The organism is Salinicola sp. NYA28a (assembly GCF_976982775.1).
In genome coordinates this window covers 1,047,616-1,073,765 of the sequence record NZ_OZ334582.1, presented here as the reverse complement: position 1 = coordinate 1,073,765, position 26,150 = coordinate 1,047,616, and the positions used below count along the sequence as shown (strand labels likewise).

Here is a 26,150-nt window from a genome sequence, read left to right as displayed (position 1 = left end):
TGAGGCCGGCTTCGTTCGATAGAGTGGCTCAAACAGCCACTCGAATCGGATTCAGCTTAGAAGCTGTAGACAGCACCGAAGGAAACGCCATCACCCTGGTCGTCTTCACGGTCACGAACCACACCCTCGACGAAGGTGTACATGGCCGGAGAGATGTTGTAGGTGACACCAGCCACGACTTCGTTGAAGGACTGGTCGCCGTCGCCATCGCCATACGTGGTGGCATAACCGGAGTCGCTTTCGGCATCAACATACTGGTAGGAGCCGTACAGATCGCCGTAGCCGTAGCCCCAGCGTGCACCCAGCGCGTAGAAGTCGACGTCGCTGTCGTCATCGTCGCCATCCAGACGCTCGGCCTTGGCGGCCAGGCGCAGCGTGTCGATGGTGTACTGCGCGGTCAGGCCATACGCATCGCCCGGATCGAAGCTGTCACCCACGCCGACGCCCGCGTCAGCATCCGCAGACTCGATGGTGCCTTCGTAGGTACCCAAGTTGTCGTAGACAGCTGCCACGGAGAAGGCGCCGACGGCATACTTCACACCGCCGAAGAAGGAGGCATTGTTGTCGCGATCGACTTCATATTCGGAATCATAGGCCGCGCCGTCGAAGGTGCTCTGCGCGTCACCCTTGAACTGGCTACCAACGGCGAACTGGAACCCGCCCAGCACCGGAGACATGTACTGCAGCTTGTCGCCTTCGCGGTCATCGTTGATGTCATTGCCGCCCATCAGAGCAGTAGTGGAATCAGATGTGTCGAAGGATTCGTTATTGGCGATCGGATCCTGGACCCAGTCGTCGATCAGCGTATCCCAGGAACCGACACGGAAGTCACCGAAGTTGCCTTTCAGACCCAGGTAAGCCTGGTCACCGGAGTTGATGCCGCCGTTGATTTTCTCTTCATCGGCATTGTGCTCGAACTCGGCCTTGAAGTAGCCGGTCAGACCCGGGTTGATGATGTGCTGGCCGGAGAAACCGACAGTGGAGCCGTTGTCGGTCAGCTCGTCTTCAGAATGGCCGTCACCGTCTTTGGTGCTGTAGTAGGCCATCTGGATATTGCCGTAGATGTCGAGCTGCGTGCCGTCCTGGTTGTAGACAGTCGCTGCCTGGGCAGCAGCGGAGGCGCCCAGGGCACCAGCAATAGCAGTCGCTAAGAGCGTCTTTAACTAGCTTACTGTTCGATCGTGTCTGCAGATGCAGTCGGCTTCGGCACCTTCAACCAGCTTCGTCACGCGAACGAATGACGGCTGCGGAACTTAGAAGCCTTGTTATTGTCCAATGCTCGCCCGGAAACCATATACCGGACGTTGGTGGAACGCAACAAGAAAAAAACACTGTTTTCGTTCCCTGCGTGAACTCCCGTTTCCCCTTCCATGCCACGCGTCAGTCGGGGATACCGGGCGCTCGCAGCCTAGCCTCGGGCGATGACAATCCCATGACACCCCATGGTCAGGCAAGTGCAAGCGGTAGAACATCGTACAATTCGCCGTCACATCAAGACTAAAGTTTAACGGCTCGTTACACGGTCTGTTTGCCGGACTCCACCCTTCTCCCGGTTCACTCCTGCGGGCGTTGCCCGTGCTTGGCCAGTAGCGCCCCGATCTTGCGATCCAGCTTTTCCGACCGCTGCTGCGTTTCACGCGCTTTCTGTTTCTTCTGCAAGGCTTCCAGCTGTCGCTTGGCGTGCTTGGCCTCGTCGACCGTGACGAGCTCGCAATCCTCCCCCGCCATGTCGACACGCCGCGCCCCCTCTCGCACCGATTTCAGATAGCGCGGCAGATGCACGTAGCAGGCCAGGGCGCGACGAACCAGCTTCTCGGGCCAAGGCTCCACCTCGCACAGATCGAGATGGATACCGGTTTTCAGCGGCCGCGTATGGCCCTTGAAGAACGTCTTGGGATAACGCTTGTACCACTGGGCAAGCAATGCATGTGGAGAAGGCGCTTCGTGTTCGGCACCAAACGCCAGCGAATCCTGCGGCTGCTCGGGACCTGCCCCGGCCAGCGCCGGGTCATCCGGTGAAGTGGGTAAATGCGTATCGGGCGAGAGCGAGGCGGCGTCGTCAACCGGAGGCTCAGCGCGAGTGGTCTCCACGGCTTCCGCGACCTGCCCCCCTTCTTGCTGCGCTGTCTCGGAAGGTGAACTATCAAGTGGCGGCGCCGAAGTCAGGCGCTGCAGCGGAGAGACCGGTTGCCCCGGATTCGGGCGGGTGGCGGCCTCGCCCTCTTTCGGCCGAGGTCGCCGGAATGCCAGGTTCCCCAGCCCACGCGTCCGGGTTCCGCCATCCGGTTCTTCGTTATGATCCCGTCCCTTGACCACCATGGGATCCAGTTCCGCCAGGGCAAGCAATCGCTCCTTGAGCGCCCGGTTTTCGGCCTCCAGGGCCCGGCACCGCTCTTTCTCGGCTTCCAAAGCAGCTTGACCCGCTTCGACCTGGTGCTCGATGGCAGCCAGGAGCGCCTGTGTTCGATCCGTCAACACGGCACAACTCCTCTCAAGTCCTCTCAGTCAACATCGGGACACGCCGTCGCTCATCCTGACGACAGGCACTCCATCCCGCTCGAGCGCATGATTTCTCTTGGGCGCATGGCTTCTTTGGCGACTCAGCCAGACCCAGGCGTGCGGCGATATTGGACGAAAGCATAATTCGGCCGATCCGGCTCCGACACCATGGGGATGCGCTCCACTTCCTCCCACTGGTCACGCTCGACGTCCGGGAAGAAGGCATCGCCCTCCACCTCGACATCCACCTCGGTGAGGTGGAGCCTGTCGGCAACCGCCAGCGCCTGCCGGTAGATCTCGCCTCCGCCCATCACCATGATTTCATCCGCGCCGTCGATCAACGCCTGATGATCGGCGAGTTGCAGCGCCTCGTCCAGCGAGTGACACACCCGAATGCCCTCGCGCTGGTAGTGAGAATCGCGCGTTATCACGATATTGAGCCGTCCCGGCAGCGCACGGCCGATCGACTCGAACGTCTTGCGCCCCATCACCAGCGGCTTGCCCAGCGTGAGGGACTTGAAGCGCTTCAGGTCTTCGGGCAAATACCAGGGCAGGCGGTTGTTCACGCCGATGACGCGATTGCGCGACATCGCCGCGATCATCGCCACCGGCGTTTCCAGCTTCAGTGATTTCACGTCGTTCATACGGCGATCGGGGCCTTGATGGATGGGTGAGACTCGTAGCCCTCGATCGCGATGTCCTCGAAGCGGAAATCGAACAGGTCATCGACCGCCGGATTGAGCTTCAACTTCGGCAGCGGCAATGGCTCGCGGGACAGCTGCAACCGGGCCTGATCGAGATGATTGAGATAGAGGTGGGCATCCCCCAGCGTATGCACGAATTCGCCGGGCTTCAGCCCGCAGACCTGCGCCACCATGTGGGTCAGCAGCGCATAGCTGGCGATATTGAACGGCACGCCCAAGAAGATGTCCGCGCTGCGCTGATAGAGCTGGCAGGATAGCTCGCCATTGGCGACATAGAACTGGAACAGCGCGTGACAGGGCGGCAACGCCATCTCGTCGACCAGGGCAGGGTTCCAGGCCGAGACGATATGGCGGCGAGAGTCCGGATTACGGCGTATCTGCTCGACCACCTTGGCGATCTGATCGATATGCTCGCCATCGGGTGCCGGCCAGCTGCGCCACTGGTAACCGTAGACAGGCCCCAGATCGCCGTTGGCATCCGCCCACTCGTCCCAGATGGTGACGTTGTGTTCATGCAGGTAGGCGATATTGGTATCGCCCCGCAGGAACCAGAGCAACTCATGGATGATCGAGCGCAAGTGGAGCTTCTTGGTGGTCACCAGCGGGAAGCCCTCGCGCAGATCGAAGCGCATCTGATGGCCGAACACGCTAAGCGTACCGACACCGGTGCGATCGGCTTTTTCAACGCCGCTGTCGAGCACGCGCTGCATCAAGTCGAGATAGGGCCGCATGGGCACGCTCCTTTACGGTGACAGGCCCACCGCGAGAGGTGAGCCTGTCGAAACACTTTATCAAATTCGAAACGGCTGAAGATCGGAGCATTCGCTCACTCGGCGCGCCCCGCTCAGCGGGCAGTTCGATCCTCGCGCGCGTCGTCGACCCCATTGTGCCGCGACCAGACGATCAGCGCGATACCGGCAAGAATCATCGGCAGCGACAGCAACTGGCCCATGGTCAGCCAATCGAAGGCAATGAAGCCCAGTTGCGGATCCGGACGACGAAAGAATTCGGACAGGAATCGAAACGCGCCGTAGCAGATCAGGAAGAGCCCCGAGACGAAACCGCGTCGACGCGGCGTCAGGGAGACGATCCAGAGCACCCCGAACAGCACGACACCTTCGAGGAAGAACTGGTACAGCGAAGAGGGATGACGCCCCTGCCCGCCCATGCCCGGGAAGACCAGTGCCCAGGGAACGTCGGTCACGCGGCCTGGCAGTTCATGATTGATGAAGTTGCCGATACGCCCGGCACCCAGCCCGATCGGCACCAGCGGCGCGATGAAGTCCGTCAGCTGGAAAAACGCCAGGCCGTGCTTGCGCGCGAACAGCAGCGCCGCCACCAGTACCCCCAGCAGGCCGCCGTGGAAGCTCATGCCGCCGTCCCAGACCTGGAATATCCACAACGGGTTTTCCAGCAAGCGGTCCAGGCCGTAGAACAACGCATAGCCGATACGACCGCCGAGCACGACTCCCAGCGCCCCGTAGAACAGCATGTCGCCGATATCGTCCGGCTTGAGCCCCAGGCGGTCGGCGCGTCGGCGCCCCAGCCACCAGGCCCCCACGAAGCCGATGACGTACATCAGCCCATACCAGTGCACCTTGAGCGGGCCCAACGAAATGGCCACCGGGTCGATCTCGGGGTAAGCCAGCATGCTTTCTCCTTGGCTACGAAAGAGTTAGGGGGAACGCTGAATAAATCGGCGAGCAGGATGAAGTGGGCGGCACTCCGTCGCAAGGCGCACGGAGCGCAGGAACCGGAGCATATGGGTTATATGTGAGGATTCCGACCGGGCTGGCGCTCCAGCACCGCGCAACGAAGCCGATTCACCTGCGCAGACATTTATGCAGTGTTTCCTTAGCCGATCATCAGCTTGATCCCTACCACGATCAGCAGGAGGGCAAAGATACGTCGCAGCGTCCTGGCAGGCAATGCATGGGCGACTTTGACCCCGACCCGGGCCATCGGCACGCTGGTCACCATCAGGCCGAGAAACGCCGGCCACATCACATAGCCCGTCGCCCCCGTCGGCAGCGTCATCACGCCCCACCCCACGACGATGTTGGTCAAGGTGCCGATCAGCGCGATCGGCAGGCCGATCGCCGAGGAGGTTCCCACTGCTTCCGTCATGCGGCTGGTGAAGCGCGACAGCCAAGGCACCGACATGACGCCGCCTCCGACGCCGAACAGGGTCGAGACGCCGCCGATCACCGCCCCGGCCAGCGTCATCGGCCACTGGCGTGGCACCCGGCCCTGGGTCGCCGGCGGGCGCGTCAACAGCATCTTCAGTGCCATCAGCACCGCGAAAACGCCAAACAGGCGTATCAACGCATGCCCGGGCAGGGCCGAGGCCAGCAGCACGCCGAGAATACCGCCGACGATGAGTCCCGGTATCATCAGCCGCAGCCAGTCCTGGCGCACGCTACCGCGGCGCCAGTGACCCCAGGCCGAGGACGCGCCGGTCACCACGATCGTCGCCAGCGACGTTCCTACCGCCAGATGCGCGACCACGGCGGGATCGAAACCTTGCGCCAGAAAGGTGAAGACCAGCGCAGGAACGATGACGATGCCGCCACCGATGCCGAATACGCCGGCCATCAGGCCGGCAGCGGCGCCGACCAGCAGGTAGATCACGATGGCGGTCAGCATCGAATGCCCTCCATCCATGCGATAGCCTCATCGATTGAGGAAAACGGCGCGCCTACCGTCGGCGCGGCAATAGCAGGAATGATGAAGACTGGCATGAAGCGGTCCTGTAGAAAGCAAGGCATCGGAAGCAGGATATCGGCAGGCTAGCCCTCAGGCGCAAGCGTCGCGCGCAGGTCGCTAGCGCGCTTATGTTACGCTGCTGCCAGGGTCGTGTCATGGCAACGGCCTCCTCGTCAGAATCCCCCCTTGTCCATCAGGAAACCGTCACATGTGCTTGATCGTGTTCGACTGGCAGCCCCAGGCCGCGGTGAAATTGCGCCTCGCGGCCAATCGCGACGAGTTTCATGCCAGACCCGCCGAGCCGCTGCACCGTTGGCCGGATGCCGAACTGACCGGCGGCCGTGATCTGGTAGGCGGCGGCACCTGGCTCGCGGCGACGCACGCCCGCGTGGCCGCGCTGACCAACGTACGAGACGGCCTGGCACCGATGCTCCCCGACGCCCCCAGTCGCGGCCAGCTCGTACGTCAGGCGCTGGAAACCGATGATTTGACGAAGTGGCTGGAGAACCTGGCCGAAGGTGGCGCCGAATTCTATGCCGGTTTCAACCTGCTGGTCATGGCGGAGGATCGACTCTGGGCGTTGCACCACAGCCGTCACGGAACCCGCTGGCAACGGGTGGCGCCCGGTCTGCACGGGCTCTCCAACGCCACGCTGGATACGCCCTGGCCCAAGCTCGTCCGTGCCCGCGACGCCTTGCGGCGCTCGCTGCACGCGCCGGACTGGCGAGCCAGGATGTGGTCGGCCATGCGTGACGTTCGCCCGGCGCCGGACGACGAGCTGCCAGACACCGGTATCGGCCGGGAACGCGAGCGTTTCCTGTCGCCGCCGTTCATCGAGGGGCAGGCGTACGGGACGCGGGCGACGACCCTGGTCACGGTCAGCGCCGGGAACACGACGCTGGAAGAGCAGCGATTCGGCCCCGGCGGCGAGCCAATGGGCAAGGTGACACGCTTATCGGCGAGCGCGCCGGATCAATCCTGAGGCGGCAGCAGGTGCCCTATCTGCCAGTCCGTCATCCGCTGGCGCAGGTGCGCCCTGACCACCGCCGTGGTGGGCAGAGAAAGAGTCTCCGCCACCAGCGATCGGGCATCCTCGATACTGACGCGCCGGATCGCCGCCCGCACCCGGGGCAGGCTGGGCGCGTTCATCGACAGCGCATCGAAGCCCATGCCCATCAGCAGCAGCGCGCCGGAGGGATCGCCCGCCAGCTCGCCGCAGACCGAAGCCGGAACCCCGAGCCGCTGGCTCTCCTCCGCCAGCCGTGCCAGCGCGTTGAGCACCGCCGGATGACAGGCATCGTAGAGACTGGCCACACGCGCATTGTTGCGATCGACCGCCAGCAGGTACTGGGTCAGGTCGTTGCTTCCCACCGAGAAGAAGTCGACGCGCTCGGCCAGCGCCGAAAGCTGGTAGAGCGTCGCCGGCACCTCGATCATCACGCCCACCTTGGGCGATGCCACCTCGATGCCGTCCTCGGCGAGCTCCTGCCGGGCACGCGCCAGCAACCGTAGCGCGGTATCGACCTCGTCCACGCTGGTGATCATCGGCAACAGGATGCGCAGGTTATCCAGCTCGCGGGAGGCCATCAGCATGGCGCGCATCTGGACCATCAGCACTTCGGGATGATCGAGGGTAACGCGAATCCCCCGCCAGCCGAGGAACGGGTTGGCTTCGTTGATGGGGAAGTAAGGCAGATCCTTGTCGCCGCCGATATCGAGCGTACGCATCACCACCGGCAGCGGTGCGAAACTGGAAAGCTGCTCGTGATAGAGCCGCGTCTGCTCCTGCTCGCTGGGGAAGCGCTCGTTCATCATGAACGGTACTTCCGTCCGGTAGAGCCCGACACCGCTGACACGCGGCTTGAGCTGCGCCACCGCATCGACCGCCAACCCAGTATTGACCATCAGCGGCATCTGGTGGCCATCGGAGGTTTCGCTGGGCAGATGCTGTTCGTGCTCCAGCACTTCCGCCAACGCCCGTTCCTCCTTGATCAAGCGCTCGTAGCGCTTGGCCAGCTGAGGCTCGGGGCGCACGAACAACCGCCCCCGGTGGCCGTCGAGAATCGCCTTGGCCCCGTTGATTCGGGGCAGCGGAAGATCGACCATGCCCAGCACCGTCGGGATGCCCATGGCCCGCGCCAGGATCGCGACATGCGAGTTGCTGGAACCCCGGATCGACACCAGCGCGGCCAGACGCCCTCTGGGTAGTTCGCCCAGCGTTGCCGCACTGATCTCGTCACCCACCAGGATGGTATTGTCCGGGTACGTCGAAGGCGTCATTTCGTTGCCTTCCTGGAGGTGCGCCAGCACTCGGCGGCCAAGATCGCGAATATCCGTCGCCCGCTCGCGAAGATAGCCGTCGTCGACGCGCTCCAGGTATTGGGTATGGCGGCGCACCACATCGGCAAGCGCCCCCGGTGCCCACTGCCCTTCGCGAATCCGCTTTTCGACCTCGTTGCCCAGCGCGGCATCGCCCAGCATCTGCTGGTAGACATCGAAAAGCGCCAGTTCCTGGGTGGAGATACGGCTGGCAAGACGCGCGCCCGCCTTGCGAATATCCTCGCGAACGTGGGCGAGCGCTGCGTGCAGGCGCACTACCTCGGCGTCCGGGTCGGTGGGTATCAGATCGGGAACGCTGTCCAGGTCCGCCGGCGGCGCGATCACCACGATCTCGCCGATCGCCATCCCCGGCGATGCCGCCACGCCGGAAAACATCGCCTGCCCGTCAGGCTCGGTGGGGCGGTTGAGCGTGCCCGATACCAGCGCGTGGGCCAGCACACCGGCCAGCTGCGCCGCCATGGTGACCAGAAAGGCCTCGTCCCCCTCGTCGAAGCGGCGTTTTTCCTGCTGCTGAACCACCAGCACGCCTAGCATTCGGCGCTGGTGGATGATGGGCACGCCGAGGAAGCTCGAAAAGCGCTCCTCCCCGGTCTCGGCAAAATAACGAAACTGCGGATGACCCGGCGCATCCTCGAGATTCAGCGGCTCCTCCCGCTGACCGACCAGGCCGACAAGGCCTTCGCCCAGACGCAACGTCACGATACCCACGGCCTGGGTTCGCAAACCGATGGTGTCCATCAGCACCAGACGATCGCGCTCGCGGTCGAACAGATAGATGGAACAGACATCGGTGCGCATCGCCTTGCGGATGCGGCGCACCATGGTGGCCAGCGCGGCATCCAGGCTACGGGCGCCGTTGACTTCCTGAACGATGCGGCGAAGGGTATCGAGCATGAGCCTTTTTCTTGTGGGCGAGGTGTTCCTCGTCGTGGCATCGGGACGGGCATTGCCGGCCCCCTGATACGAGCTTCGAAAGCAGGCGCCTCGAAAGCCGTATCAGGGGCACGCCGGGCACCCATGGATCTGTTGGCGGCCTTGCCCTAAAGCCTGGCCATTTCCTCCAGTGACAGTCGATGAAACTCAGGCGCCAGCTCCCGTAGCGCGCGCCGGTAAACCTCGCGCTTGAACGAGACGACCTGGCCCAGAGGATACCAGTAACTTACCCATCGCCAGCCATCGAATTCCGGTTTGGGCGTGCTATCGACACAAACCCGACTGTCGTGACAGCGAATCTTCAGTAAAAACCACTTCTGTTTCTGGCCAATACAGATTGGTTTCGAGTGCGTTCGGACCATGCGTCGGGGGAGACGGTAGCGCAGCCATCCTCGCGTACAGGCCACCACATCGACATCCCTCGAGGTCAACCCGATCTCCTCCTCGAGCTCCCGGAAGAGTGCCTGATGCGGTGTTTCGCAAGCCTTGATACCTCCCTGCGGAAATTGCCACGCCTCCTGACCCGCCCGACGCGCCCAAAGCAGCTGGCCGTCACAGTTGGCAATGATGATGCCAACGTTCGGCCGAAAGCCATCGGCGTCTATCACAGCGTTCACCTTAGCTCAATCGTCGTTGACATCATTCTTCCACAAAGCGAGAAAGGGCATCAATACGCCTTAAGCCAACCCGCCATAAAACCTTGAAAAGAAGGATTCTTATCCTGTCACCGTTGGTGACGAAGACTTGATCGACCGGTGCCGACAGCCGAGCGCGACCGGCGTGGGCAAATCCGCGGGAGTTTGCGATACTGCCGAGCGCTCGGGCTCATGCCTCCGAGCGACAAGATTCCTGATCGACAACTTGATCCACAAAACATGCGGTACGCAAACGGGAGCCAACCTTGAGCCTGGCCATCTTCGATCTCGACAACACCCTGCTGAGCTGTGACAGCGACCATGCCTGGGGCGAATTTCTGGTGGAGCAAGGCGCCGTGGATGGCGACGCCTATCGTCGCGCCAACGATCAATACCTGCGGGACTATCAAGCCGGCCAGCTGGACATCATGGCGTATCTGTCGATGGCGCTGAAACCGTTGAGCGAGCATAGCGAAGAGCAACTCAACGCCTGGCATCAACAGTTCATGGCCTGCAAGATCGAGCCCCACATTCTGCCCCAGGGCGAAGAGCTGCTGGCCTGGCATCGTCAGCGCGGGGATTTTCTGCTGATCGTCACCGCCACCAACCGCTTCATCACGGGCCCTATCGCCCAGCGTCTGGGGGTCGACGATCTCATCGCCATCGAGCCAGAGCGCGAGAACGGGCGCTATACCGGTCGCGTCGAAGGGGTTCCCAGCTACCGCGAAGGCAAGGTCACGCGGATCCGGCAATGGCTGGAAGATCAACCCGCCCTGACGCTGGACGACGCCTGGTTCTACAGCGATTCGATCAACGATCGCTACCTGCTCGAGGAAGTGGCCACGCCCGTGGCGGTCGACCCGGACGACGCGCTCAGAGCGCTGGCCAACGAGCGAAACTGGCGCGTGCTTTCGCTGAGATAGCCATCGGCGCCATCCTGAGCGGGTGGCTCGCCGGACTGAGCCGGTGGTTCGGCGGAAAGGCCTAGACATGATGCAGACAAGTTATAGGCAAGGCGTAAACCGAGAAGCCCCGACCAAGGCCGGGGCTTCCACAGTTCGATAACGGCAAGACGGCCGGCTTGCGGCCGAGGGTCACTCCGTCCGCACGGACTGGTCACCCGGCGCCCGAGCCGCGTCGACGGGCGCGTGCGCCGCATGCAGGCGACTGATCAACTGATCCTCGAGATCGAATCGTTCCGTCATGCTTCCGCCGAGCTTCTCCAGCCAGCCGGGGAGACGGTCGGTGTAGCGCTGACAACGCGACGGCGTGGCGTATTCATTATCGAAATCGAGTACCAGCTGCGTCGAGGCATCGACCCGCGCCAGCAGCTTGTCGGCCACCGCCAGCGCCTCGCGATCCTCGAAGGCTTTAGCCTCTTCTCGCAATTGCGGGTAGATCTCGAAATGCCCGGCGCTGATGTAATCCATCAAGGCTTCACTGAAGGTATCGATGCGCGTCTTGGACACCGCCGAGAGATCGGCATCGCAGAATTCACGTAGATCGACCAGCGTCACGAGCATGTCGTAGCGCTGCTCCAGCCATCGATCGATCAAGGCATGAACGCCACCCCAGCGCTCCTGAGCGGTCTTGCAATCTTCCAGCATGATCAGCCTCTCCCTCGTCGCCTCTCTCCCTCATCGCGTGTTCCAGGAGACATGGCAGCCTGCTTCAGGAAACCTGCCCCGCCGGCTCGCGAACCGTCCTACCACTGTAGCGCACTCGAGATACGATCATCATCACCGGAATGATGCCCAGGACGACGAATCCGGCCAATGTCCACTGCGGCAACGTCACGCCCCACAGGGCCCCCTCGACCGCCGCGCATTCGCCGGAACCATGCAGCACCCGGGACATGACGTCCCACAACGGCAACATGTCCATCATGTAGTCAAGGCCAGGGCCGCAGCTGGGCACGCTGTCCGGCGGCAGGGTCTGCAGCCAGACGTGCCGCCCCGCCACGCCGATTCCGCCCAGCACCGCGAGCAATGACAGCACAGCATAGACGATCCCGCCCCAATGCCTGGGATTGTGAATGGCGCCGATCAGGAAGACGATACCCGCGGATATCACGGCGACGCGCTGAAAGATGCACAGCGGGCAGGGCTCGAGGCCCACGCCATACTGCAGGTAAAGGGCGACGGCCATCATGAAGCAGCACATCACCAGACCCAGCACGCACCACTGGCGAACGCTTGCCTGCGCTATCCAACGCTTGATTTGCATGTTCCTTCCCACTGCAAGCCGGAACACGATTGCGCCGGCGGTTTTTCATCCTCGACGACAGCCGGTTCCGAGGACTTTCGTCGATCGCCATGAATTCATGACTTACGGGTTCACTGAACTTACGGGTTCACTGACTCATGCGGCAGAACGAGGTTCCCTCGCCCGCTGGAAATAATCGGCGATGAACTGCGCGAAGGAAACCTGATCCTCGGCCTCGATGTCGTGCTGCTGCTGATGCGAGGTTTCGACCAGCTGGGAAAACAGCTCGGCGCGGGATTCATCCATCGGCGTCGAGCGCCAGTGCTCGCCTTGCGCCTTGGCGAGATCGGCAATCAGATCCGCCCACTCGCCCCCGTGTGCCTGCATGGCGCGCAGCATCTGCGCCGAGGGCGTCAGTTCCGGATCGTCCAGCCGCGGGGCGATGGCGTTGATCGCGGCGACATGGAGATCATCACCTTCGATGGCATCCAGCAGCTCGGCGACCTGGCGCATGCCATCGATGATCTCGTGCCCACGCGTGCGCAGCGGCACGCGACGGTCGCCGATCTGCAGTTCCAGGTCCGGGTCGCGCCCCCGCTCCACCACCAGGCGGCGGTTGTCGTCCAGGCGGTCGCACTCCTCGTCCGGAATCCAGGGGCTCTCGGAGAGCAGGCACCAGAGCAGGAAGGTATCCAGGAAGCGCATCTGCGGCTCGTCGATCCCCAGCGGCAGGAACGGGTTCAGATCGAGGCAGCGCACCTCGATATACTCGACGCCACGCGCTTCCAGGGCCTGGGTCGGCGTCTCGTCGTGCCGTGCCACTCGCTTGGGGCGAATGTCGCTGTAATATTCGTTCTCGATCTGCAGGATGTTAGCGTTCAACTGGCGCCAGTCGCCGTCGACCTCGACGCCGATCCGGCGATAGTCCGGCCATTCGGCGGAAATGGCATGGCGCAGCGTACCCACGTAGTTGGAAAGCGAGTTGAAACAGATCTTCAACTGCTCCTGTACCTTGTTCTGGTAGCCGAGATCCGACATGCGCAGGCTGGTCGCGTAGGACGCATAGAGCGTTCTCTCGCCCAGCGGCTGGAGCTTGTCGCTGCGATCGTCGCCACCCTCCCCCAGGAAGCTCCGGTCCAGCGCCGGCGAGGCGCCGAACAGATAGAGCAACAGCCAGCTGTTGCGCCGGAAGTTGCGGATCAGGTCGAAGTAGCGGGTCGAACGGTAGCCCTGCAGCGACTCGTCCTGGCGGCCTTCCAGTTTCTGCAGCAGCGGCCAGATATCGTCCGGCAGCGACACGTTGTAGTGGATACCGGCGATCGACTGCATGATGCGACCGTAGCGCGCGTCCAGCCCCTTGCGGTACACATGCTTCATCGTGCCGACGTTGGAAGTGCCGTAGTCGGCGATCGGAATGCTGTCGTTACCCTGGAGTCGCGCCGGCATGCTGGCCGGCCAGATCCACTCGCCGTCGAACTGGCGATAGGTGAAACGCACCAGGTCGCCCAGAAACGAGAGCGCATCGGCGGGACGGCAATAGACCGGAGTGATGTACTCGAGCAGAGCCTCAGAATAATCGGTCGTGATATGCGGATGAGTCAGCTTGGAGCCGAGCCCGTGCGGATGAGCGGTCTGGACGATGGAACCCTCCGCGTCGACTCGCAGACCTTCCTTTTCGATGCCCCGCCGTAGACGACCAAGCAATCCCTTCTGGGCCGGCGCCATCAAGTGGCCGACGTTCGTGGCGAGTTGATCAGACACGCTCAACACCTTATCTCGTTGGAGGAGCGCCGCTCCCCCGTTTGTCCGTGCGTTGACGATGCCGAAAGGAAATCGCTCCCGTTTCGGTCCGCCTCGAGCAAAACCTCATTATGGAGCCGACGGTAGCGCTTTCAAGGCTAGGGTCTGTTGCCGTTTCAGCGCGAACCGCGTTGCTGCGTCAAATGGTGCCAGGCCAGGCACGGGATGCAGAGAAGGGTGGTTCCCTTTTCCAATCCCGCAACGCCGCATGGCGCCATTTGCCGCGCAACCCGAAGGGCCGGGCCAGTTTTTGCACGGTGCTGCGTTATTCGTCGTTCATTTGGAACAACCAAATTACGCTCCTCACGCCTTGCCCCGCACAAAAACTGGCTCCGGCGCGGCCGTTCATGAAACGGCAACAGACCCTAGCGACTTTTTACCGGATCGCCAGCGCCTGCCGAAGCCTCAATGCGAACCGCGTCGCTGCGCCTTGAGCAGCGCCTCCGCCATCGCACCGCCGGGCTGCGCGGATTGACGATCACCGCCGCCCTGACGGGGCTGCCGCCCTCGCCCTGCGTCTGCGTCGCCACGGCGAGACTTGCCGCCACCGGCGCGACGCTCGCCCGGAGACGTTTTCTCACCGGACGTGTCACCGAGTCGCATCGTCAAGCCGATGCGCTGGCGCGCCACGTCGACCTCCATCACCTTGACCTTGACGATGTCGCCGGCCTTCACCACCTGACGCGGATCGTCGACGAACTTGTCGGCCAGCGCGGAAATATGCACCAGCCCATCCTGATGCACGCCGATATCAACGAACGCCCCGAAGTGGGTCACGTTGGTGACGACCCCTTCCAGCAGCATGTCGGGTTCGAGATCGCTGATCTTCTCGACGCCCTCGCGGAACGTCGCCGCCTTGAATTCGGGCCGCGGATCGCGGCCTGGCTTGTCGAGTTCCGCCAGGATATCGATCACCGTCGGCACCCCGAACGCGTCATCGACTGCTAGTGCATCTTGCAGATAATCCGAAGGCTTGAGCGACTTGAGATAGCGGCTGTCGCCGATCAGGCCGCCCAGCTCCCGGCCGTTGCGCTCGGCGATGCGCGCCACCAGCGGATAGGCTTCCGGGTGCACGGCGCTGGCGTCGAGCGGATTGTCCCCGCCCATGATGCGCAGGAACCCGGCGCACTGCTCGAAGGTCTTGGGCCCCAGCCGGTCGACGCTCAGCAGCTCCTGACGAGTGCGAAACGGCCCTTCGCGATCGCGCCGCGCGACGATGTTGTCGGCGAGCATCTTGCTCAGCCCGGACACTCGCGACAGCAGCGCGCTGGAGGCGGTATTGAGATCCACGCCCACGGCATTGACGCAATCTTCGATCACCGCCTCGAGACTGCGGGACAGATTGACCTGGGAAACATCGTGCTGATACTGGCCGACCCCGATCGACTTGGGATCGATCTTGACCAGCTCGGCCTGCGGATCCTGCAGGCGCCGGGCAATCGAGACCGCGCCACGAATCGAGACATCGAGATCGGGGAACTCCCGTGCCGCCAGCTCCGACGCGGAATAGACCGAGGCGCCGGCCTCGCTGACCATGACCTTGGCAACCTGGCGCGGCGCCACGCGCTTGACCAGCTCGGCGGCGAGCTTGTCGGTCTCGCGGCTGGCCGTGCCGTTGCCGATCGCGACCAGCGACACCTCATGGCGCTCGACCAGATCGGCCAGCGTCGCCAGCGCCTCGTCCCAGCGCTTCTGCGGCGCATGCGGGTAGATGACCGCCTGCTCGAGGAAGCGGCCGGTGGCATCGACCACGGCGACCTTGCATCCGGTGCGCTGACCGGGGTCGAGCCCCAGCGTGGTGCGCGGTCCGGCCGGCGCCGCCAGCAGCAGGTCCTTGAGGTTGGCGGCGAATACATCGATCGCCTCCTGCTCGGCCCGCTCCCGCAGCCGTCCCATCAATTCGGTTTCGAGGTGGGTGTAGAGCTTGACGCGCCAGCTCCAGCGAACCACCTCCTTCAACCAGCGCGAAGCGGGCTGCTCGGCGCCGAGATCGATGCCGACGTGGCGCGCGATCGCCACTTCGGCGGGATGAATCGGCGCCTCGTCTTCTCCCGCCATCGTCAGCGAGAGCGACAGCACGCCCTCCTTGCGTCCGCGGAACATCGCCAGCGCCCGATGCGACGGCGTCCTGGCGAGGTTTTCGTCATGTTCGAAGTAGTCGGAGAACTTGGCGCCTTCCGTCTCCTTGCCCTTGACCACCCGGGCGCGAAGCTGCCCCTCTTCCCACAATCGCTCGCGCAGCCGGCCGACCAGTTCGGCCTCTTCGCTGAAGCGCTCCATCAGGATCTGCTTGGCCCCGTCCAGCGCGCTCCTGGCATCCTCGATGCCATGGCTCTCGCCGGTGGCACTATCGATGAACGCCGCCGCTTCACCGTCCGGATCGAGGCCGGGATCGGCCAGCAGCCGGTCCGCCAGCGGTTCCAGCCCCGCCTCCCGGGCGATCTGCGCCTTGGTCCGACGCTTCTTGCGATAGGGCAGATAGAGATCTTCCAGCCGCTGCTTGGTGGTGGCTGCCTCGAGCTCGGCGCGCAGCGCATCGGTCATCTGCCCCTGCTCGTCGATCGCCTGCAGGATCGCCTCGCGACGCTCTTCCATTTCGCGCAGATAGCGCAAGCGCTCTTCGAGTGCGCGCAGCTGGCCATCGTCGAGACCGCCGGTGACCTCCTTGCGGTAACGGGAGATGAACGGGACGGTGGCACCGCCATCCAGCAGTTCGACGGCGGCATTGACCTGATTGGAGCGAACGCCGAGCTCATCGGCGATCAACGCAATGATTGCGGTTTGAGTCTTGGACATGAAAACCATCACGATAGGTAGGATCGCGCCACGTTAGCACACCGGCGCGGGAGGCTCACACTCCGGCGGTATCGAAGTCGCACAAACCGGACGGGGATGGCCGATGGCCATCCCCGTCAGATACCGCACGGCTCGCGGCAGACAGCTCGACGAACCCGTCGGATACGGGCGGCAGAGCGTCTACAGCTGTCGGAGGCGCTACAGACGTCAGAGCGTCTGCGGGCCGGCCGCGACGATCGCGGCATCGACATCGTCGAACTTGGTGAAATTGGCGATGAACTTGGCCACCAGCGCATTCATCTGTTCGCGATAGGCCTCCTGGTCGCTCCAGGCATCACGCGGGTCGAGCAGCTTGGCATCGACCCCGTCCACCGCCAGCGGCACGTCGAGATTGAGCCCTTCGATATGCCGGGTCTCGATGTCCTTCAGGTCGCCTTCCTGGACCGCGCGAATGATGGCGCGAGTCGTCGGAATGCTGAAACGGCTGCCGCCCTGGCCGTAGGCCCCGCCACTCCAGCCGGTATTGACCAGGTAGACACGAGACTCGAAGGCCTCGATGCGCTTGATCAGCAGATCGGCGTATTCATGCGCCGGGCGCGGGAAGAACGGTGCGCCGAAGCAGGTCGAGAACGTCGCCTCCAGGCCGCTGGTGGAGCCCATCTCGGTCGAACCGACCTTGGCCGTGTAGCCGGACAGGAAGTGATAGGCCGCCGCTTCCTTGGAGAGCAGCGAGACCGGCGGCAGCACGCCGCTCATGTCGCAGGTCAGGAAGATGATCGCGCTCGGCTCGCCGGCGCGGTTTTCCTCGACGCGTTTCTCGACGAATTCCAGCGGATAACCGGCACGCCCGTTCTGGGTCAGGCTGTCGTCGGCATAGTCGGGCACCCGATCCTCTGTCAGCACCACGTTTTCCAGCACGGTGCCGAAACGGATGGCGTCCCAGATGATCGGCTCGTTCTTGCGCGACAGATCGATGGTCTTGGCATAGCAGCCACCCTCGAAGTTGAAGACAGTGCCTTCACCCCAGCCATGCTCGTCGTCGCCGATGAGATAGCGCTCCGGATCCGCCGACAACGTCGTCTTGCCGGTGCCGGACAGCCCGAAGAACAGCGTGGTTTCCCCGTCCTCGCCGACGTTGGCGCTGCAGTGCATCGGCAGCACGTCCTTCTCCGGCAACAGGAAGTTCTGCACCGAGAACATGGCCTTCTTCATCTCGCCCGCGTAACGCATGCCGGCCAGCAGCACCCGGCGGCGCGCGAAATTGATCATCACCGTGCTTTCGGAACGCGTGCCGTCACGCTGAGGATCGCAGACGAAGTCGGGGGCGCTCAGCACCGTCCACTCGCTCTTGTCCTTGGGGTTCCAGTTCTCCGGGCGCACGAAAAGGTTGCGCCCGTAGAGGTTGTGCCAGGCCTGCTGCGTGATGACACGAATCGGCAGGTAGTACTCCGGATCGGCGCCGACATGCAGCTCGGAGACGAAGGTATCGCCGCCCGCCAGGTAATCCTCGACCCGCTCCCACAGTGCATCGAACACGCCCGGCCCGATCGGGCGGTTGACCTGCCCCCAGTCGATCAGATCCGAGGTGGAGGGCTCGTCGACGATGAAGCGGTCCAGGGTGGACCGGCCAGTGCGCTCCCCCGTCTCCACCACCAATGCACCATTGGCGGCCAGCACGCCTTCTCCTCTTGCGAGGGCATATTCGACCAGCTCGGCCGTGGTCAAATTGGAGTGCGCTTTCGCGGGGCGGGAATCGCCGGCAGCCTGGAACGAGGCTTGAGAGGTGGTCATTATCCGGTCCTGGGCGCTGAGGCCTCTGTTTTCGTGTCGTTTCACAGCGTTGAAGGCCCGCCGCTGCGACGCCTGGCGGGCGAAAAAGGATCGTCATTATGGCAAAAAGCGCCCGGCGCGCAAACGCCGGGCGCCCGGGGCCGATTCCGCTCTGATCAAGGCGCCTGACGTTGCCGAGCGCCCAGCTCAGTGCAGCGTCGGCGATGGCGCCTGGGGCGAGTCGATGATCGCCTCGATTTCTGCCGCACTAAAATGGTACCGGGTATGACAAAAATGGCACTGCGTATCGATCGCCTTCTGCTCGTCCAGAATGCTGCGCAGCTCATCGGCCCCGAAAGTATGCAAGGCGTTGGCGATGCGCTCCCGCGAGCAGGTGCAGCCGAACGCCAGCGCCTTGGGCGTAAAGACCCGCGTGGTCTCTTCATGGAAGAGCCGGTACAGCACGTCCTGGGCCGGCAGCGCCAGCATCTCGTCGTCGGTGATGGTGGACGCGAGGTGGACGACACGCTCCCAGGCATCGGGATCCTTGTTGGAAGCGTCGTCCGGCAGCTGCTGCAACAGCAGGCCGGCACTGCGCTGGCCGTCGGCGCTCAGCCACAGGCGCGTCGCCAACTGCTCCGACTGCGCGAAGTAGGCCTCCAGGCAACTCGCCAGATGGTCGTGCTCCAGCGCCACGATGCCCTGATAGCGGTTGCCCTCGGCGGGATCGAGGGTGATGACGATCTGGCCGTCGCCGACCAGCTGTCGCAGCGTGGCGTTGTCGGCGAATACCTGGCTCTCGTCATAGCGGGCGATGGCCCGCAGCTGGCCGCCCGGGTTGGACTCGGCCATCAGCACGTCGACGCCCTGCTTGCCCCGGATCTCCAGGCTGACCGTGCCATCGAGCTTGACCGTCTCGGTCAGCAGGGCCACGGCGCTCAACAGCTCTCCCAGCTGGTAGCGGATCGGCTCGGGGTAGTCCTGGCGCTCGAGCACTTCCCGGTAGGCGGACTCCAGTTGCACGATCTCGCCACGCACGTTGGTATCGTCGAATAGAAAACGCTGGATTTCATCGTTCATGAATCATGTCTCGTCGGACGCCGGGCGAATCGCTGACGATCGCCCGGCAATGGCAGATAGGGGGTTGGCAGGCAGTTCACGGCGTCAGTGCGCCAGACGTTCAGTCGTCGGTGTGCTGACGCTGGAAGCGGTGGATATCGCGACGCTGGCGCTTGTCCGGTCGCTTGATCGGCGGCTGCATCACCTGATTGGCCAGCTTTCGCTGATGCGCTTCCCGCGCGCGACGGTCGATGCTGTCGGGAGTTTCGGCATAGAGTTGCTGCGCCTCGGGCGCGCCGCGGCGCTGGTCGGACAGCGCCAGAACCTCGACGGTCGCGTTGTCCCAGCCTTGCGGCACCTCGATCAGCGCCCCGACCTCGACATTCCTGCTGGTCTTGACGCGGTTGCCGTTGTAGCGGACCTTGCCGCCTTCGATCGCTTTCTTGGCCAGCTGGCGCGTCTTGAAGAATCGCGCCGCCCACAGCCATTTATCGATACGTACTGTTTCACTCATGGTCTATCACCTCGACTCGCCTGGCAGCCGGTCGGGCTTGACCGATCGTCGCGAGAAAAACGGATTTTGAGTCAAGTTCATCGATCGGATAAGGCGAATAGCTCGCTATTTAACGCATCCGATCGAATAAATTGGCCAAAAGGCCGGAATTCGCAGCAGATCAGCGTTAAGTCCGACAGGCTGCTAGATGGGGGTCGCTGGCCATCGCTTCAAGCCGGCGTTTCGGGCAGCAGTGACGCGAAGCGATCGACGACGGTGAATGCCGGATGCGCACTACCGGGCTTGCGGCTGTCGGGCTGATGGATGCCCAGCAGGTGACGGATGCCGTAACCTCGGGCGCACGCCAGCACATCGGTGTTGTCATCGATGAACAGGCTGCGTGCGGGGTCGAACGGATGCAACGCCTGCATCGCGTCCCAGAACGCCGGCTGCTCCTTGGGCGCCCCCACGTCCGCGGAAGAGACGATACGGTCGACATAGCGGTCCAGCCCGGTCAACGGCAGCTTGAGCCCGAGACTCTCGCGATCGGCGTTGGTGGCCAGCACGACGTCCACCGGTGCGGCCTTGAGCCACTCCATGAACGCCAGCGCGTCGGCGCGCCAGCCGATCAGGTGCGCGACCTCGCGCTTGAGCGCGACGATATCCAGCGACAGTTCGCGGCTCCAGTGCGCCAGGCTGTACCAGTCCAGCGTTCCGCGGGCGTCGAGGATCCGCGTTTCCAGGGCGGTGCGATGCGAGTCGTCGAGACGATGCAGTTCCACGTAGCGACGCGGCAGATGCTCCAGCCAGAAGTGGCTATCGAAATGTAGATCGAGCAGGGTACCGTCCATATCCAGGAAAACGGTATCGATGGCGTTCCAATCGAGCATCGGCGGCGTCTCGGCAATCGGTAAAAAGAAACTTCCCGTGCGGTGCTTCCATTGCCGCACGGGCGGCATGGGCGTTTCCCCCACGAGCAAGCATCGATTATTGTACCCAGTGCAACCCGCCCGATGCACGGAGGCCCTATGGCGCCGACAGACTCTCCCTCGTTTCCCTTGACCAAGCCGACGATTCTCGAACGGCGCCACATGGCCCAGAGCGAACTGTTTGCCATCGAATCGCTCGACCTGCGCTTCGCCAACGGGGCGGAGCGAACGTTCGAACGCCTGAAAGGCAAGGGACGCGGCGCGGTAATGCTGGTGGCGATGCCGGACCCCGATCATGTACTGCTGATTCGCGAATACGCGGCAGGCTTCGATGAGTACACGCTCACCCTGCCCAAGGGATTGGTCGACCCGGGCGAAGACATCATCACGGCCGCCAATCGGGAACTCATGGAAGAGTGCGGCTTCGGCGCCAACCGCATCGAGCCGCTGGTGGAGCTGTCGCTGGCGCCCAACTACATGAATCATCGCATGCAGGTGATGCTGGCCAGCGACCTGTACGAAAAACGCCTGGAGGGAGACGAACCCGAGCCGCTGATCGTCGAGACCCACGCCATCGACGATATCATCGGACTATTGGCCCGCGACGACTTCCACGAAGGCCGCGCCATCGCTGCCCTGTTCATCGCCCGCGAGAAACTGCGCAGCGAACGCGAATCCGACAGCTGGTGGTGAACGTCGCCGCAGCCGCGGGCGGTCCCTCTCTCCCGCCTCTCGACACATGACAAGAAAACGACCCCCGCCCCGCTGAGCGGGACGAGGGTCGAGCAGTAAGACCAGCTATCAGCTTCTATCGCGAAGCGACGGGCAACATCAGTTCGGGTTGACGTCCTGCGCGGAATCGATGCCGTGGTTACCTTCCATGTCGTCTTCCATCGGCCCTTGCGCGGCAGAAGTATCCTGGGCGGTACCGCCCTCGGCTTTCAGGCTGCCCGGCTGGGTATTGGCAGAACCTGTCTGGCTGTTGGCTTCATCGGGCAGGTTGTTTTCTGCCGGCAGCGAACCACTCGTCTGACCGGAAGCCGTACCACCCTGAACCTTGGTAGGCGAGGAACCGCCGGACTGGGTATTGGCCGAACCCGTCTCCGGGCTGACGCTTGGCGCCTGCTCCTGAGCGAAGGCACCCGCGGTCGGCAGAGCGATCAAGGCGGCAAAAATGGCTGCGTTAAGCTTTTTCATGTGAATCCTCCATAATTCATCTTGGCTCGCAACACGATCCCGGCAACCGTCGCCAATGCTGCCCGTGTCACGAGAGCTTGCCTGAGCAATCTATACAAAACCTAGACACTAACTCGGCACTTGGCAAATTTCAGCGGCCGCTTTTCCTACGCTGTCGTAACATTCGATAAAGCGTCGAGCTGCCGGCGACAGCTCTCGATCACGCCGCCAGAGCAGCTCGAAGGCGGGATTGCGCGTTCTGAAAAGATAGTTCACCCGCGCCACATGACCCCGCGCCACCTGCTCCCGCGCGATACGTTCCGGCAACAGCGCCAGCACCCCGTCGTCCCGTTCCAGCATGGCCAGGATGGCGTAGGTAGACGAGATCTCGATCGACTGTACCGGCTGCGAGAGGCCCGCGGCGACGAACTCCTGCTCCAGCATCCTCGGCATGCTGACGGGATAGACGATCCACGCCTGCCTGGCCAGGGTGGTGAAATCGGGCTCGTCGACCTTCACCAGCGGATGCGCGGGGTTGGCGACCACCCAGAGCGGTTCGGGAAAGTGCCCGTGGCAATGGTAATCGCCCGGGCGCCGCCCGAAGTTGGAACGACACAGGGCGACATCGATCCGCCCCTCGTCGAGCAGGCGCAGCAGCCCCTCGCTGGTATCCTCGATCACCTGCAACGACAGCGAAGGCTGCTCGGCGCGAACCTTGACGATGGCCTCGACGATCGCCGCGATGGCGCCCATCGTTCCCCCCACCGCCAGATGCCCGCCGAAGCCCTGCTGGATACCGATCATCTCCTCGCGCAGATGCGCCACGTCGGTCTGGATCAGCCTCGCGTAGCGCACCACGCAGCGCCCCAGATCGTTGGCCTCCAGCCCCCGCGCGCTACGCAGGAATAGTGGCGCGCCCAGCGTCGACTCGATCTCGTTCAGCGCCCGTGTCGCGCCGGGCTGGGAAATCGCCACCTGCTCGGCGGCCTTGTGAATCGACCCGCACTCGTCGAGCGCCATCAGCAAGCGCAACTGGCGCAAGCGCAGACGCGACATCAGGGTTTCCAGCGTCGGGGGCATCGACGACTCCTCTCGCTTGCGACGCGATCCATAATTGAGACTTTGGGCGAATGCACGGCCGTTATCACTCGATCAGCAACTCTCAGTGGTGGGGCACACCGTGACCGGATAGGGTGTGGCTACCACCAGAATCATAATAAACAACTGATTAAAAAAGGCTTTGACCCGAAGCCGCATAGACCAAAGTGGCACAAGCCGCCCGAGGAGCCAACTCATGGCACTGATCGAACACACCACCGAGGCCCCCGCCTCGATTATCCGCCTGCACGAACGCGATGATGTCGTCATCGCGCGTACGCCGCTGCCCGAAGGTACCGAAGTCCTGCCGGGCATCGTCCTGACAACCGCCGTGCCCGCCGCCCACAAGATCGCCATTCGAGCCCTGGACAGCGGAGACATGGTTCGCCGCTACGGCCAGATCATCGGTCGCGCCATCCGTCCCATCTCGCCCGGCGATCATGTCCACGTCCACAATCTCGGCATCGGCGACCTGGAAGGCGCCGGCCATGAACAGGGCGATGTGAAAGGCTATTCGAAGGGCTATTCCAAGGACTATTCCAAGGACTATGCCATCGGCAGCGAGGCCACGCCCGTCGAGCGGATCTCCCCCGCCGCCACTTTCATGGGAATTCAACGGGCGGATGGCCGTGTCGCGACGCGCAATTACATCGGCATTCTTACCTCGGTCAACTGTTCCGCCACGGTCGCTCACGCCATCGCCGATCATTTCCGGCGCGACGTCCATCCCGAGGCGATGGCACCCTACCCCAACGTGGATGGCGTGGTCGCCCTGACTCACGGCGTGGGCTGTGCGGTGGCGGCGGATGGCGAGGCACTGGAGATGCTGCGGCGGACGCTCGCCGGCTACGCACGCCACGTCAACTTCGCCGCCGTGCTGGTCATCGGCCTCGGCTGCGAAACCAATCAGATCGACGCGCTGATCGAGTCCCAGGGTCTGAAGCCCGGCCCCAAACTGCACCCCTTCACTATCCAGCAGATCGGCGGCACCACCAAGGCGATCGCCGAGGGCATCCGCCATATCGAGCAACTGCTGAACGAAGCCAACCAGGTCGAACGGACACCCTGCTCGGTCGAACATCTGCGGGTCGCGCTGCAGTGCGGTGGCTCCGACGGCTACTCCGGCATCACCGCCAACCCTGCCCTGGGCGCCGCCGTGGACCGGCTGATCGCCCACGGCGGGAGCGCCGTACTGGCCGAAACACCGGAAGTCTACGGCGCCGAACACCTGCTGACGCGCCGGGCGGTCACCCCTGCCGTGGCCCACAAGCTGATCGAGCGTATCCACTGGTGGGAGGAGTTCTGCCGGATTCGCGGCGCTTCGCTCGACAACAACCCGTCGGCCGGCAACAAGGCCGGCGGCCTGACCACGATTCTCGAGAAGTCGCTGGGCGCGGTGGCCAAGGCCGGCACCACGCCGCTGGTCGAGGTTCTCGAGTACGCCGAACCCATGCGCGAACGCGGCCTGGCCTTCATGGACTCCCCCGGCTTCGATCCGGTCTCGGTCACCGGCCAGGTCGCCAGCGGCTGCAACCTCATCGCCTTCACTACCGGTCGCGGCAGCGCTTTCGGCTGCGCGCCGGTCCCCTCCATGAAGCTTTCCACCAATAGCGCGCTATGGCGCCATCAGTCGGACGACATGGATATCAACTGCGGCGCGCTGATCGACGGCGAGATCGATATGGAAACTCTCGGCGAGCAGATCTTCCAGCGCTTTCTGGCGCTGGCTTCCGGCGAACGCAGCCGCAGCGAACGTCACGGCTATGGGCAACAGGAGTTCGTGCCCTGGCAGATCGGCGTCATTACCTGAGAGCCAGGATCACCGGTTGTCGAGAGCAAACGACCCGAGCCAGCACCTGCTGGCTCGGGTCGTTTCGGATACGCCGCAACGGGTTCGACGTACGTCAGGCCAGGCTAACGAACTGCCCCGACTCGGCACTCTGGATGCCGGCCTCCAGCACCCGCATCACCTCCAGCGCAGCCTCCGCCGTCACCGGCAGCGGCGAACCGCTGCGAATGGCGTCGCGAACGCCAGCGTAGTAGGCCAGATAGTTCCCGGGCAGGGTCGGCACCTCGTGCAGTTCCGGCTGAATGCCCTCACGCACCTGGCCGATCGTCATCATGCCGTGGCGCCAGTCCTCTCCCCAGTGCGGCGATGGCAGGCGGTCGCCGCGCTTGAGCATGTCCTCCTGCGGGTCGAGGCCATGCTTGACGTAGCTGGCCCGCGTGCCATGAACGGTGAAGCGAGCCCCGGGCGCCGACACCAGCGTGCCGCCATGCAGTATCACGCGACATTCCCGATAACGGAGGACGGCATGGAAGTAGTCGTCGACCTTTGCCCCCTCGCGCTGACAGGCCAGATCGAGCGAGATCGCCTCCGGCGTGCCGAACAGGACCAAGGCCTGGTCGAGCAGATGGGAGCCGAGATCGAACCAGGCGCCGGCGCCGGGCGCGGGATCCTCGCGCCAGCGCTGCGCGACATCCGGGCGGAAGCGATCGAAATGCGACTCGAAATGCACGATTCGGCCCAGCGACTGGCTGTCGATGAGATTACGCACGGTCAGGAAATCCGAGTCCCAGCGCCGGTTGTGAAATACCGACAACAAGCGCTTGGCCTTGGCGGCCTGATCGCACAGCTTGCGGGCTTCATCCAGCGTCACGGTGAACGGCTTGTCGACGACGACATGCTTGCCCGCGGCCAGCGCCTCGCTGACCAGCGAGTAGTGCGTCGCATTCGGCGTGGGAATGACGACCAGATCGATATCGTCGCGAGCGAACAGCGCCAGCGGCGTCGACTCCACCGGCACGCTCGGCCAGTCGGCATGGACCTTGTCGGCGTCCCGGCTCGCCACGGCGACCAGTGAAAGCCCGTCCTGCGCGGTGATCAAAGGCGCGTGGAACCGTTTGCTGGCCATGCCGTAGCCGACCAGCCCCACACGGATGAGTCCCTTCATGCTGCGTCCCTTAGAGATGAATTCCTGATCGCTTCGCTGGAAAAACCGGCGAA

General features: G+C 63.6%; 23 protein-coding genes. 4 read left to right on the top strand and 19 right to left on the bottom strand.

Annotation, left to right across the window (positions count from 1 at the left end; genetic code table 11):
* Nucleotides 1-56: 56 nt before the first annotated feature.
* The 6 genes from ACWHY3_RS04945 to ACWHY3_RS04920 all read right to left on the bottom strand — a co-directional run bounded on the left by ACWHY3_RS04945 (nt 57) and on the right by ACWHY3_RS04920 (nt 5,849).
* The gene (locus ACWHY3_RS04945) at nt 57-1,127 is read right to left on the bottom strand and encodes a porin (RefSeq protein WP_444875468.1); all 1,071 of its coding nucleotides are present in this window, start codon (nt 1,125-1,127) and stop codon (nt 57-59) included.
* 427 nt (nt 1,128-1,554) lie between these two features.
* The gene (locus ACWHY3_RS04940) at nt 1,555-2,478 is read right to left on the bottom strand and encodes a ProQ/FINO family protein (protein ID WP_256961231.1); all 924 of its coding nucleotides are present in this window, start codon (nt 2,476-2,478) and stop codon (nt 1,555-1,557) included.
* Between the two features lie 122 nt (nt 2,479-2,600).
* The gene (locus ACWHY3_RS04935; protein ID WP_448127717.1) at nt 2,601-3,143 is read right to left on the bottom strand and encodes a dihydrofolate reductase; all 543 of its coding nucleotides are present in this window, start codon (nt 3,141-3,143) and stop codon (nt 2,601-2,603) included.
* Nucleotides 3,140-3,934, bottom strand: coding sequence for a thymidylate synthase (locus ACWHY3_RS04930; protein ID WP_448127716.1), 795 nt, complete (start codon nt 3,932-3,934; stop codon nt 3,140-3,142). Before ACWHY3_RS04930 ends, ACWHY3_RS04935 begins: the two co-directional genes overlap by 4 nt.
* Nucleotides 3,935-4,047: 113 nt before the next feature.
* Nucleotides 4,048-4,854 carry a prolipoprotein diacylglyceryl transferase gene (gene lgt, locus ACWHY3_RS04925; protein WP_087719224.1) on the bottom strand — a complete coding sequence of 269 codons (807 nt, stop codon included), beginning with the start codon at nt 4,852-4,854 and terminating at the stop codon, nt 4,048-4,050.
* A gap of 203 nt (nt 4,855-5,057) precedes the next feature.
* On the bottom strand, nt 5,058-5,849 hold the full coding sequence (locus ACWHY3_RS04920; protein ID WP_448127715.1) for a sulfite exporter TauE/SafE family protein: 792 nt from the start codon (nt 5,847-5,849) through the stop codon (nt 5,058-5,060).
* A 268-nt stretch (nt 5,850-6,117) separates the two neighbouring features.
* Here ACWHY3_RS04920 and ACWHY3_RS04915 point away from each other — a divergent pair, with 268 nt between their 5' ends.
* Complete coding sequence (locus ACWHY3_RS04915; protein WP_448127714.1) at nt 6,118-6,891, top strand: NRDE family protein; 774 nt, start codon at nt 6,118-6,120, stop codon at nt 6,889-6,891.
* Here the strand turns inward: ACWHY3_RS04915 and ptsP are convergent.
* Together ptsP and ACWHY3_RS04905 are read right to left on the bottom strand one after the other, a co-directional pair.
* Complete coding sequence (gene ptsP, locus ACWHY3_RS04910) at nt 6,882-9,143, bottom strand: phosphoenolpyruvate--protein phosphotransferase (RefSeq protein ID WP_448127713.1); 2,262 nt, start codon at nt 9,141-9,143, stop codon at nt 6,882-6,884. The two genes, ACWHY3_RS04915 and ptsP, sit on opposite strands and share 10 nt — an antisense overlap.
* 146 nt (nt 9,144-9,289) lie before the next feature.
* A complete protein-coding gene (locus tag ACWHY3_RS04905) occupies nt 9,290-9,790 on the bottom strand; it encodes an RNA pyrophosphohydrolase (protein WP_087719308.1) in 501 nt (166 codons plus the stop codon).
* Between the two features lie 293 nt (nt 9,791-10,083).
* Between ACWHY3_RS04905 and ACWHY3_RS04900 the strand changes: the two genes are divergently transcribed.
* The gene (locus ACWHY3_RS04900; RefSeq protein WP_087719220.1) at nt 10,084-10,740 is read left to right on the top strand and encodes a histidinol-phosphatase; all 657 of its coding nucleotides are present in this window, start codon (nt 10,084-10,086) and stop codon (nt 10,738-10,740) included.
* Between the two features lie 171 nt (nt 10,741-10,911).
* Here the strand turns inward: ACWHY3_RS04900 and rsd are convergent, their stop codons facing one another.
* The 8 genes from rsd to ACWHY3_RS04860 form a co-directional block, all read right to left on the bottom strand.
* A complete protein-coding gene (gene rsd, locus ACWHY3_RS04895) occupies nt 10,912-11,424 on the bottom strand; it encodes a sigma D regulator (protein ID WP_448127712.1) in 513 nt (170 codons plus the stop codon).
* A gap of 64 nt (nt 11,425-11,488) precedes the next feature.
* Complete coding sequence (locus tag ACWHY3_RS04890) at nt 11,489-12,043, bottom strand: disulfide bond formation protein B (protein WP_332778628.1); 555 nt, start codon at nt 12,041-12,043, stop codon at nt 11,489-11,491.
* 135 nt (nt 12,044-12,178) lie between these two features.
* On the bottom strand, nt 12,179-13,747 hold the full coding sequence (gshA, locus tag ACWHY3_RS04885) for a glutamate--cysteine ligase (RefSeq protein ID WP_448128141.1): 1,569 nt from the start codon (nt 13,745-13,747) through the stop codon (nt 12,179-12,181).
* 480 nt (nt 13,748-14,227) lie between these two features.
* On the bottom strand, nt 14,228-16,618 hold the full coding sequence (locus ACWHY3_RS04880) for a Tex family protein (RefSeq protein ID WP_448127711.1): 2,391 nt from the start codon (nt 16,616-16,618) through the stop codon (nt 14,228-14,230).
* Between the two features lie 207 nt (nt 16,619-16,825).
* The gene (locus ACWHY3_RS04875; protein ID WP_448127710.1) at nt 16,826-18,409 is read right to left on the bottom strand and encodes a phosphoenolpyruvate carboxykinase; all 1,584 of its coding nucleotides are present in this window, start codon (nt 18,407-18,409) and stop codon (nt 16,826-16,828) included.
* Nucleotides 18,410-18,595: 186 nt separating this feature from the next.
* The gene (hslO, locus tag ACWHY3_RS04870) at nt 18,596-19,468 is read right to left on the bottom strand and encodes an Hsp33 family molecular chaperone HslO (protein WP_276232261.1); all 873 of its coding nucleotides are present in this window, start codon (nt 19,466-19,468) and stop codon (nt 18,596-18,598) included.
* Between the two features lie 100 nt (nt 19,469-19,568).
* Nucleotides 19,569-19,961 (bottom strand): RNA-binding S4 domain-containing protein, encoded by a 393-nt coding sequence (locus ACWHY3_RS04865; protein ID WP_087719216.1) that lies wholly within the window; start codon nt 19,959-19,961, stop codon nt 19,569-19,571.
* Between the two features lie 209 nt (nt 19,962-20,170).
* A complete protein-coding gene (locus tag ACWHY3_RS04860) occupies nt 20,171-20,830 on the bottom strand; it encodes an HAD family hydrolase (RefSeq protein ID WP_448128140.1) in 660 nt (219 codons plus the stop codon).
* Between the two features lie 138 nt (nt 20,831-20,968).
* On the opposite strand from ACWHY3_RS04860, the gene nudE reads away from it, so the two are divergent.
* Nucleotides 20,969-21,562 carry an ADP compounds hydrolase NudE gene (gene nudE, locus ACWHY3_RS04855; RefSeq protein WP_448127709.1) on the top strand — a complete coding sequence of 198 codons (594 nt, stop codon included), beginning with the start codon at nt 20,969-20,971 and terminating at the stop codon, nt 21,560-21,562.
* Nucleotides 21,563-21,700: 138 nt separating this feature from the next.
* On the opposite strand, the gene ACWHY3_RS04850 is transcribed toward nudE, so the two are convergent.
* Both ACWHY3_RS04850 and ACWHY3_RS04845 read right to left on the bottom strand, forming a co-directional pair.
* Nucleotides 21,701-22,066: a hypothetical protein gene (locus ACWHY3_RS04850; protein WP_303854600.1), complete on the bottom strand. Its 366-nt coding sequence runs from the start codon at nt 22,064-22,066 to the stop codon at nt 21,701-21,703.
* 108 nt (nt 22,067-22,174) lie between these two features.
* The gene (locus ACWHY3_RS04845) at nt 22,175-23,125 is read right to left on the bottom strand and encodes a LysR family transcriptional regulator (RefSeq protein ID WP_087719213.1); all 951 of its coding nucleotides are present in this window, start codon (nt 23,123-23,125) and stop codon (nt 22,175-22,177) included.
* A gap of 214 nt (nt 23,126-23,339) precedes the next feature.
* On the opposite strand from ACWHY3_RS04845, the gene ACWHY3_RS04840 reads away from it, so the two are divergent.
* Nucleotides 23,340-24,953, top strand: a complete 1,614-nt coding sequence (locus tag ACWHY3_RS04840) for a UxaA family hydrolase (protein WP_448127708.1) — start codon at nt 23,340-23,342, stop codon at nt 24,951-24,953.
* A gap of 94 nt (nt 24,954-25,047) precedes the next feature.
* Here the strand turns inward: ACWHY3_RS04840 and ACWHY3_RS04835 are convergent, their stop codons facing one another.
* A complete protein-coding gene (locus tag ACWHY3_RS04835; RefSeq protein ID WP_087719211.1) occupies nt 25,048-26,097 on the bottom strand; it encodes an oxidoreductase in 1,050 nt (349 codons plus the stop codon).
* Nucleotides 26,098-26,150 lie beyond the last annotated feature (53 nt).

Bases quoted from the DNA above. Each gene is read 5' to 3' on its own strand.
- ACWHY3_RS04935 (WP_448127717.1), bottom strand. From the start codon at position 3,143: ATGAACGACGTGAAATCACTGAAGCTGGAAACGCCGGTGGCGATGATC.
- ACWHY3_RS04930 (WP_448127716.1), bottom strand. From the start codon at position 3,934: ATGCGGCCCTATCTCGACTTGATGCAGCGCGTGCTCGACAGCGGCGTT.
- lgt (WP_087719224.1), bottom strand. From the start codon at position 4,854: ATGCTGGCTTACCCCGAGATCGACCCGGTGGCCATTTCGTTGGGCCCG.
- ACWHY3_RS04920 (WP_448127715.1), bottom strand. From the start codon at position 5,849: ATGCTGACCGCCATCGTGATCTACCTGCTGGTCGGCGCCGCTGCCGGC.
- ACWHY3_RS04915 (WP_448127714.1), top strand. From the start codon at position 6,118: ATGTGCTTGATCGTGTTCGACTGGCAGCCCCAGGCCGCGGTGAAATTG.
- ptsP (WP_448127713.1), bottom strand. From the start codon at position 9,143: ATGCTCGATACCCTTCGCCGCATCGTTCAGGAAGTCAACGGCGCCCGT.
- rsd (WP_448127712.1), bottom strand. From the start codon at position 11,424: ATGCTGGAAGATTGCAAGACCGCTCAGGAGCGCTGGGGTGGCGTTCAT.
- ACWHY3_RS04890 (WP_332778628.1), bottom strand. From the start codon at position 12,043: ATGCAAATCAAGCGTTGGATAGCGCAGGCAAGCGTTCGCCAGTGGTGC.
- gshA (WP_448128141.1), bottom strand. From the start codon at position 13,747: ATGGCGCCGGCCCAGAAGGGATTGCTTGGTCGTCTACGGCGGGGCATC.
- ACWHY3_RS04880 (WP_448127711.1), bottom strand. From the start codon at position 16,618: ATGTCCAAGACTCAAACCGCAATCATTGCGTTGATCGCCGATGAGCTC.
- ACWHY3_RS04875 (WP_448127710.1), bottom strand. From the start codon at position 18,409: ATGACCACCTCTCAAGCCTCGTTCCAGGCTGCCGGCGATTCCCGCCCC.
- hslO (WP_276232261.1), bottom strand. From the start codon at position 19,468: ATGAACGATGAAATCCAGCGTTTTCTATTCGACGATACCAACGTGCGT.
- ACWHY3_RS04865 (WP_087719216.1), bottom strand. From the start codon at position 19,961: ATGAGTGAAACAGTACGTATCGATAAATGGCTGTGGGCGGCGCGATTC.
- ACWHY3_RS04860 (WP_448128140.1), bottom strand. From the start codon at position 20,830: ATGCTCGATTGGAACGCCATCGATACCGTTTTCCTGGATATGGACGGT.
- nudE (WP_448127709.1), top strand. From the start codon at position 20,969: ATGGCGCCGACAGACTCTCCCTCGTTTCCCTTGACCAAGCCGACGATT.
- ACWHY3_RS04850 (WP_303854600.1), bottom strand. From the start codon at position 22,066: ATGAAAAAGCTTAACGCAGCCATTTTTGCCGCCTTGATCGCTCTGCCG.
- ACWHY3_RS04845 (WP_087719213.1), bottom strand. From the start codon at position 23,125: ATGCCCCCGACGCTGGAAACCCTGATGTCGCGTCTGCGCTTGCGCCAG.
- ACWHY3_RS04840 (WP_448127708.1), top strand. From the start codon at position 23,340: ATGGCACTGATCGAACACACCACCGAGGCCCCCGCCTCGATTATCCGC.
- ACWHY3_RS04835 (WP_087719211.1), bottom strand. From the start codon at position 26,097: ATGAAGGGACTCATCCGTGTGGGGCTGGTCGGCTACGGCATGGCCAGC.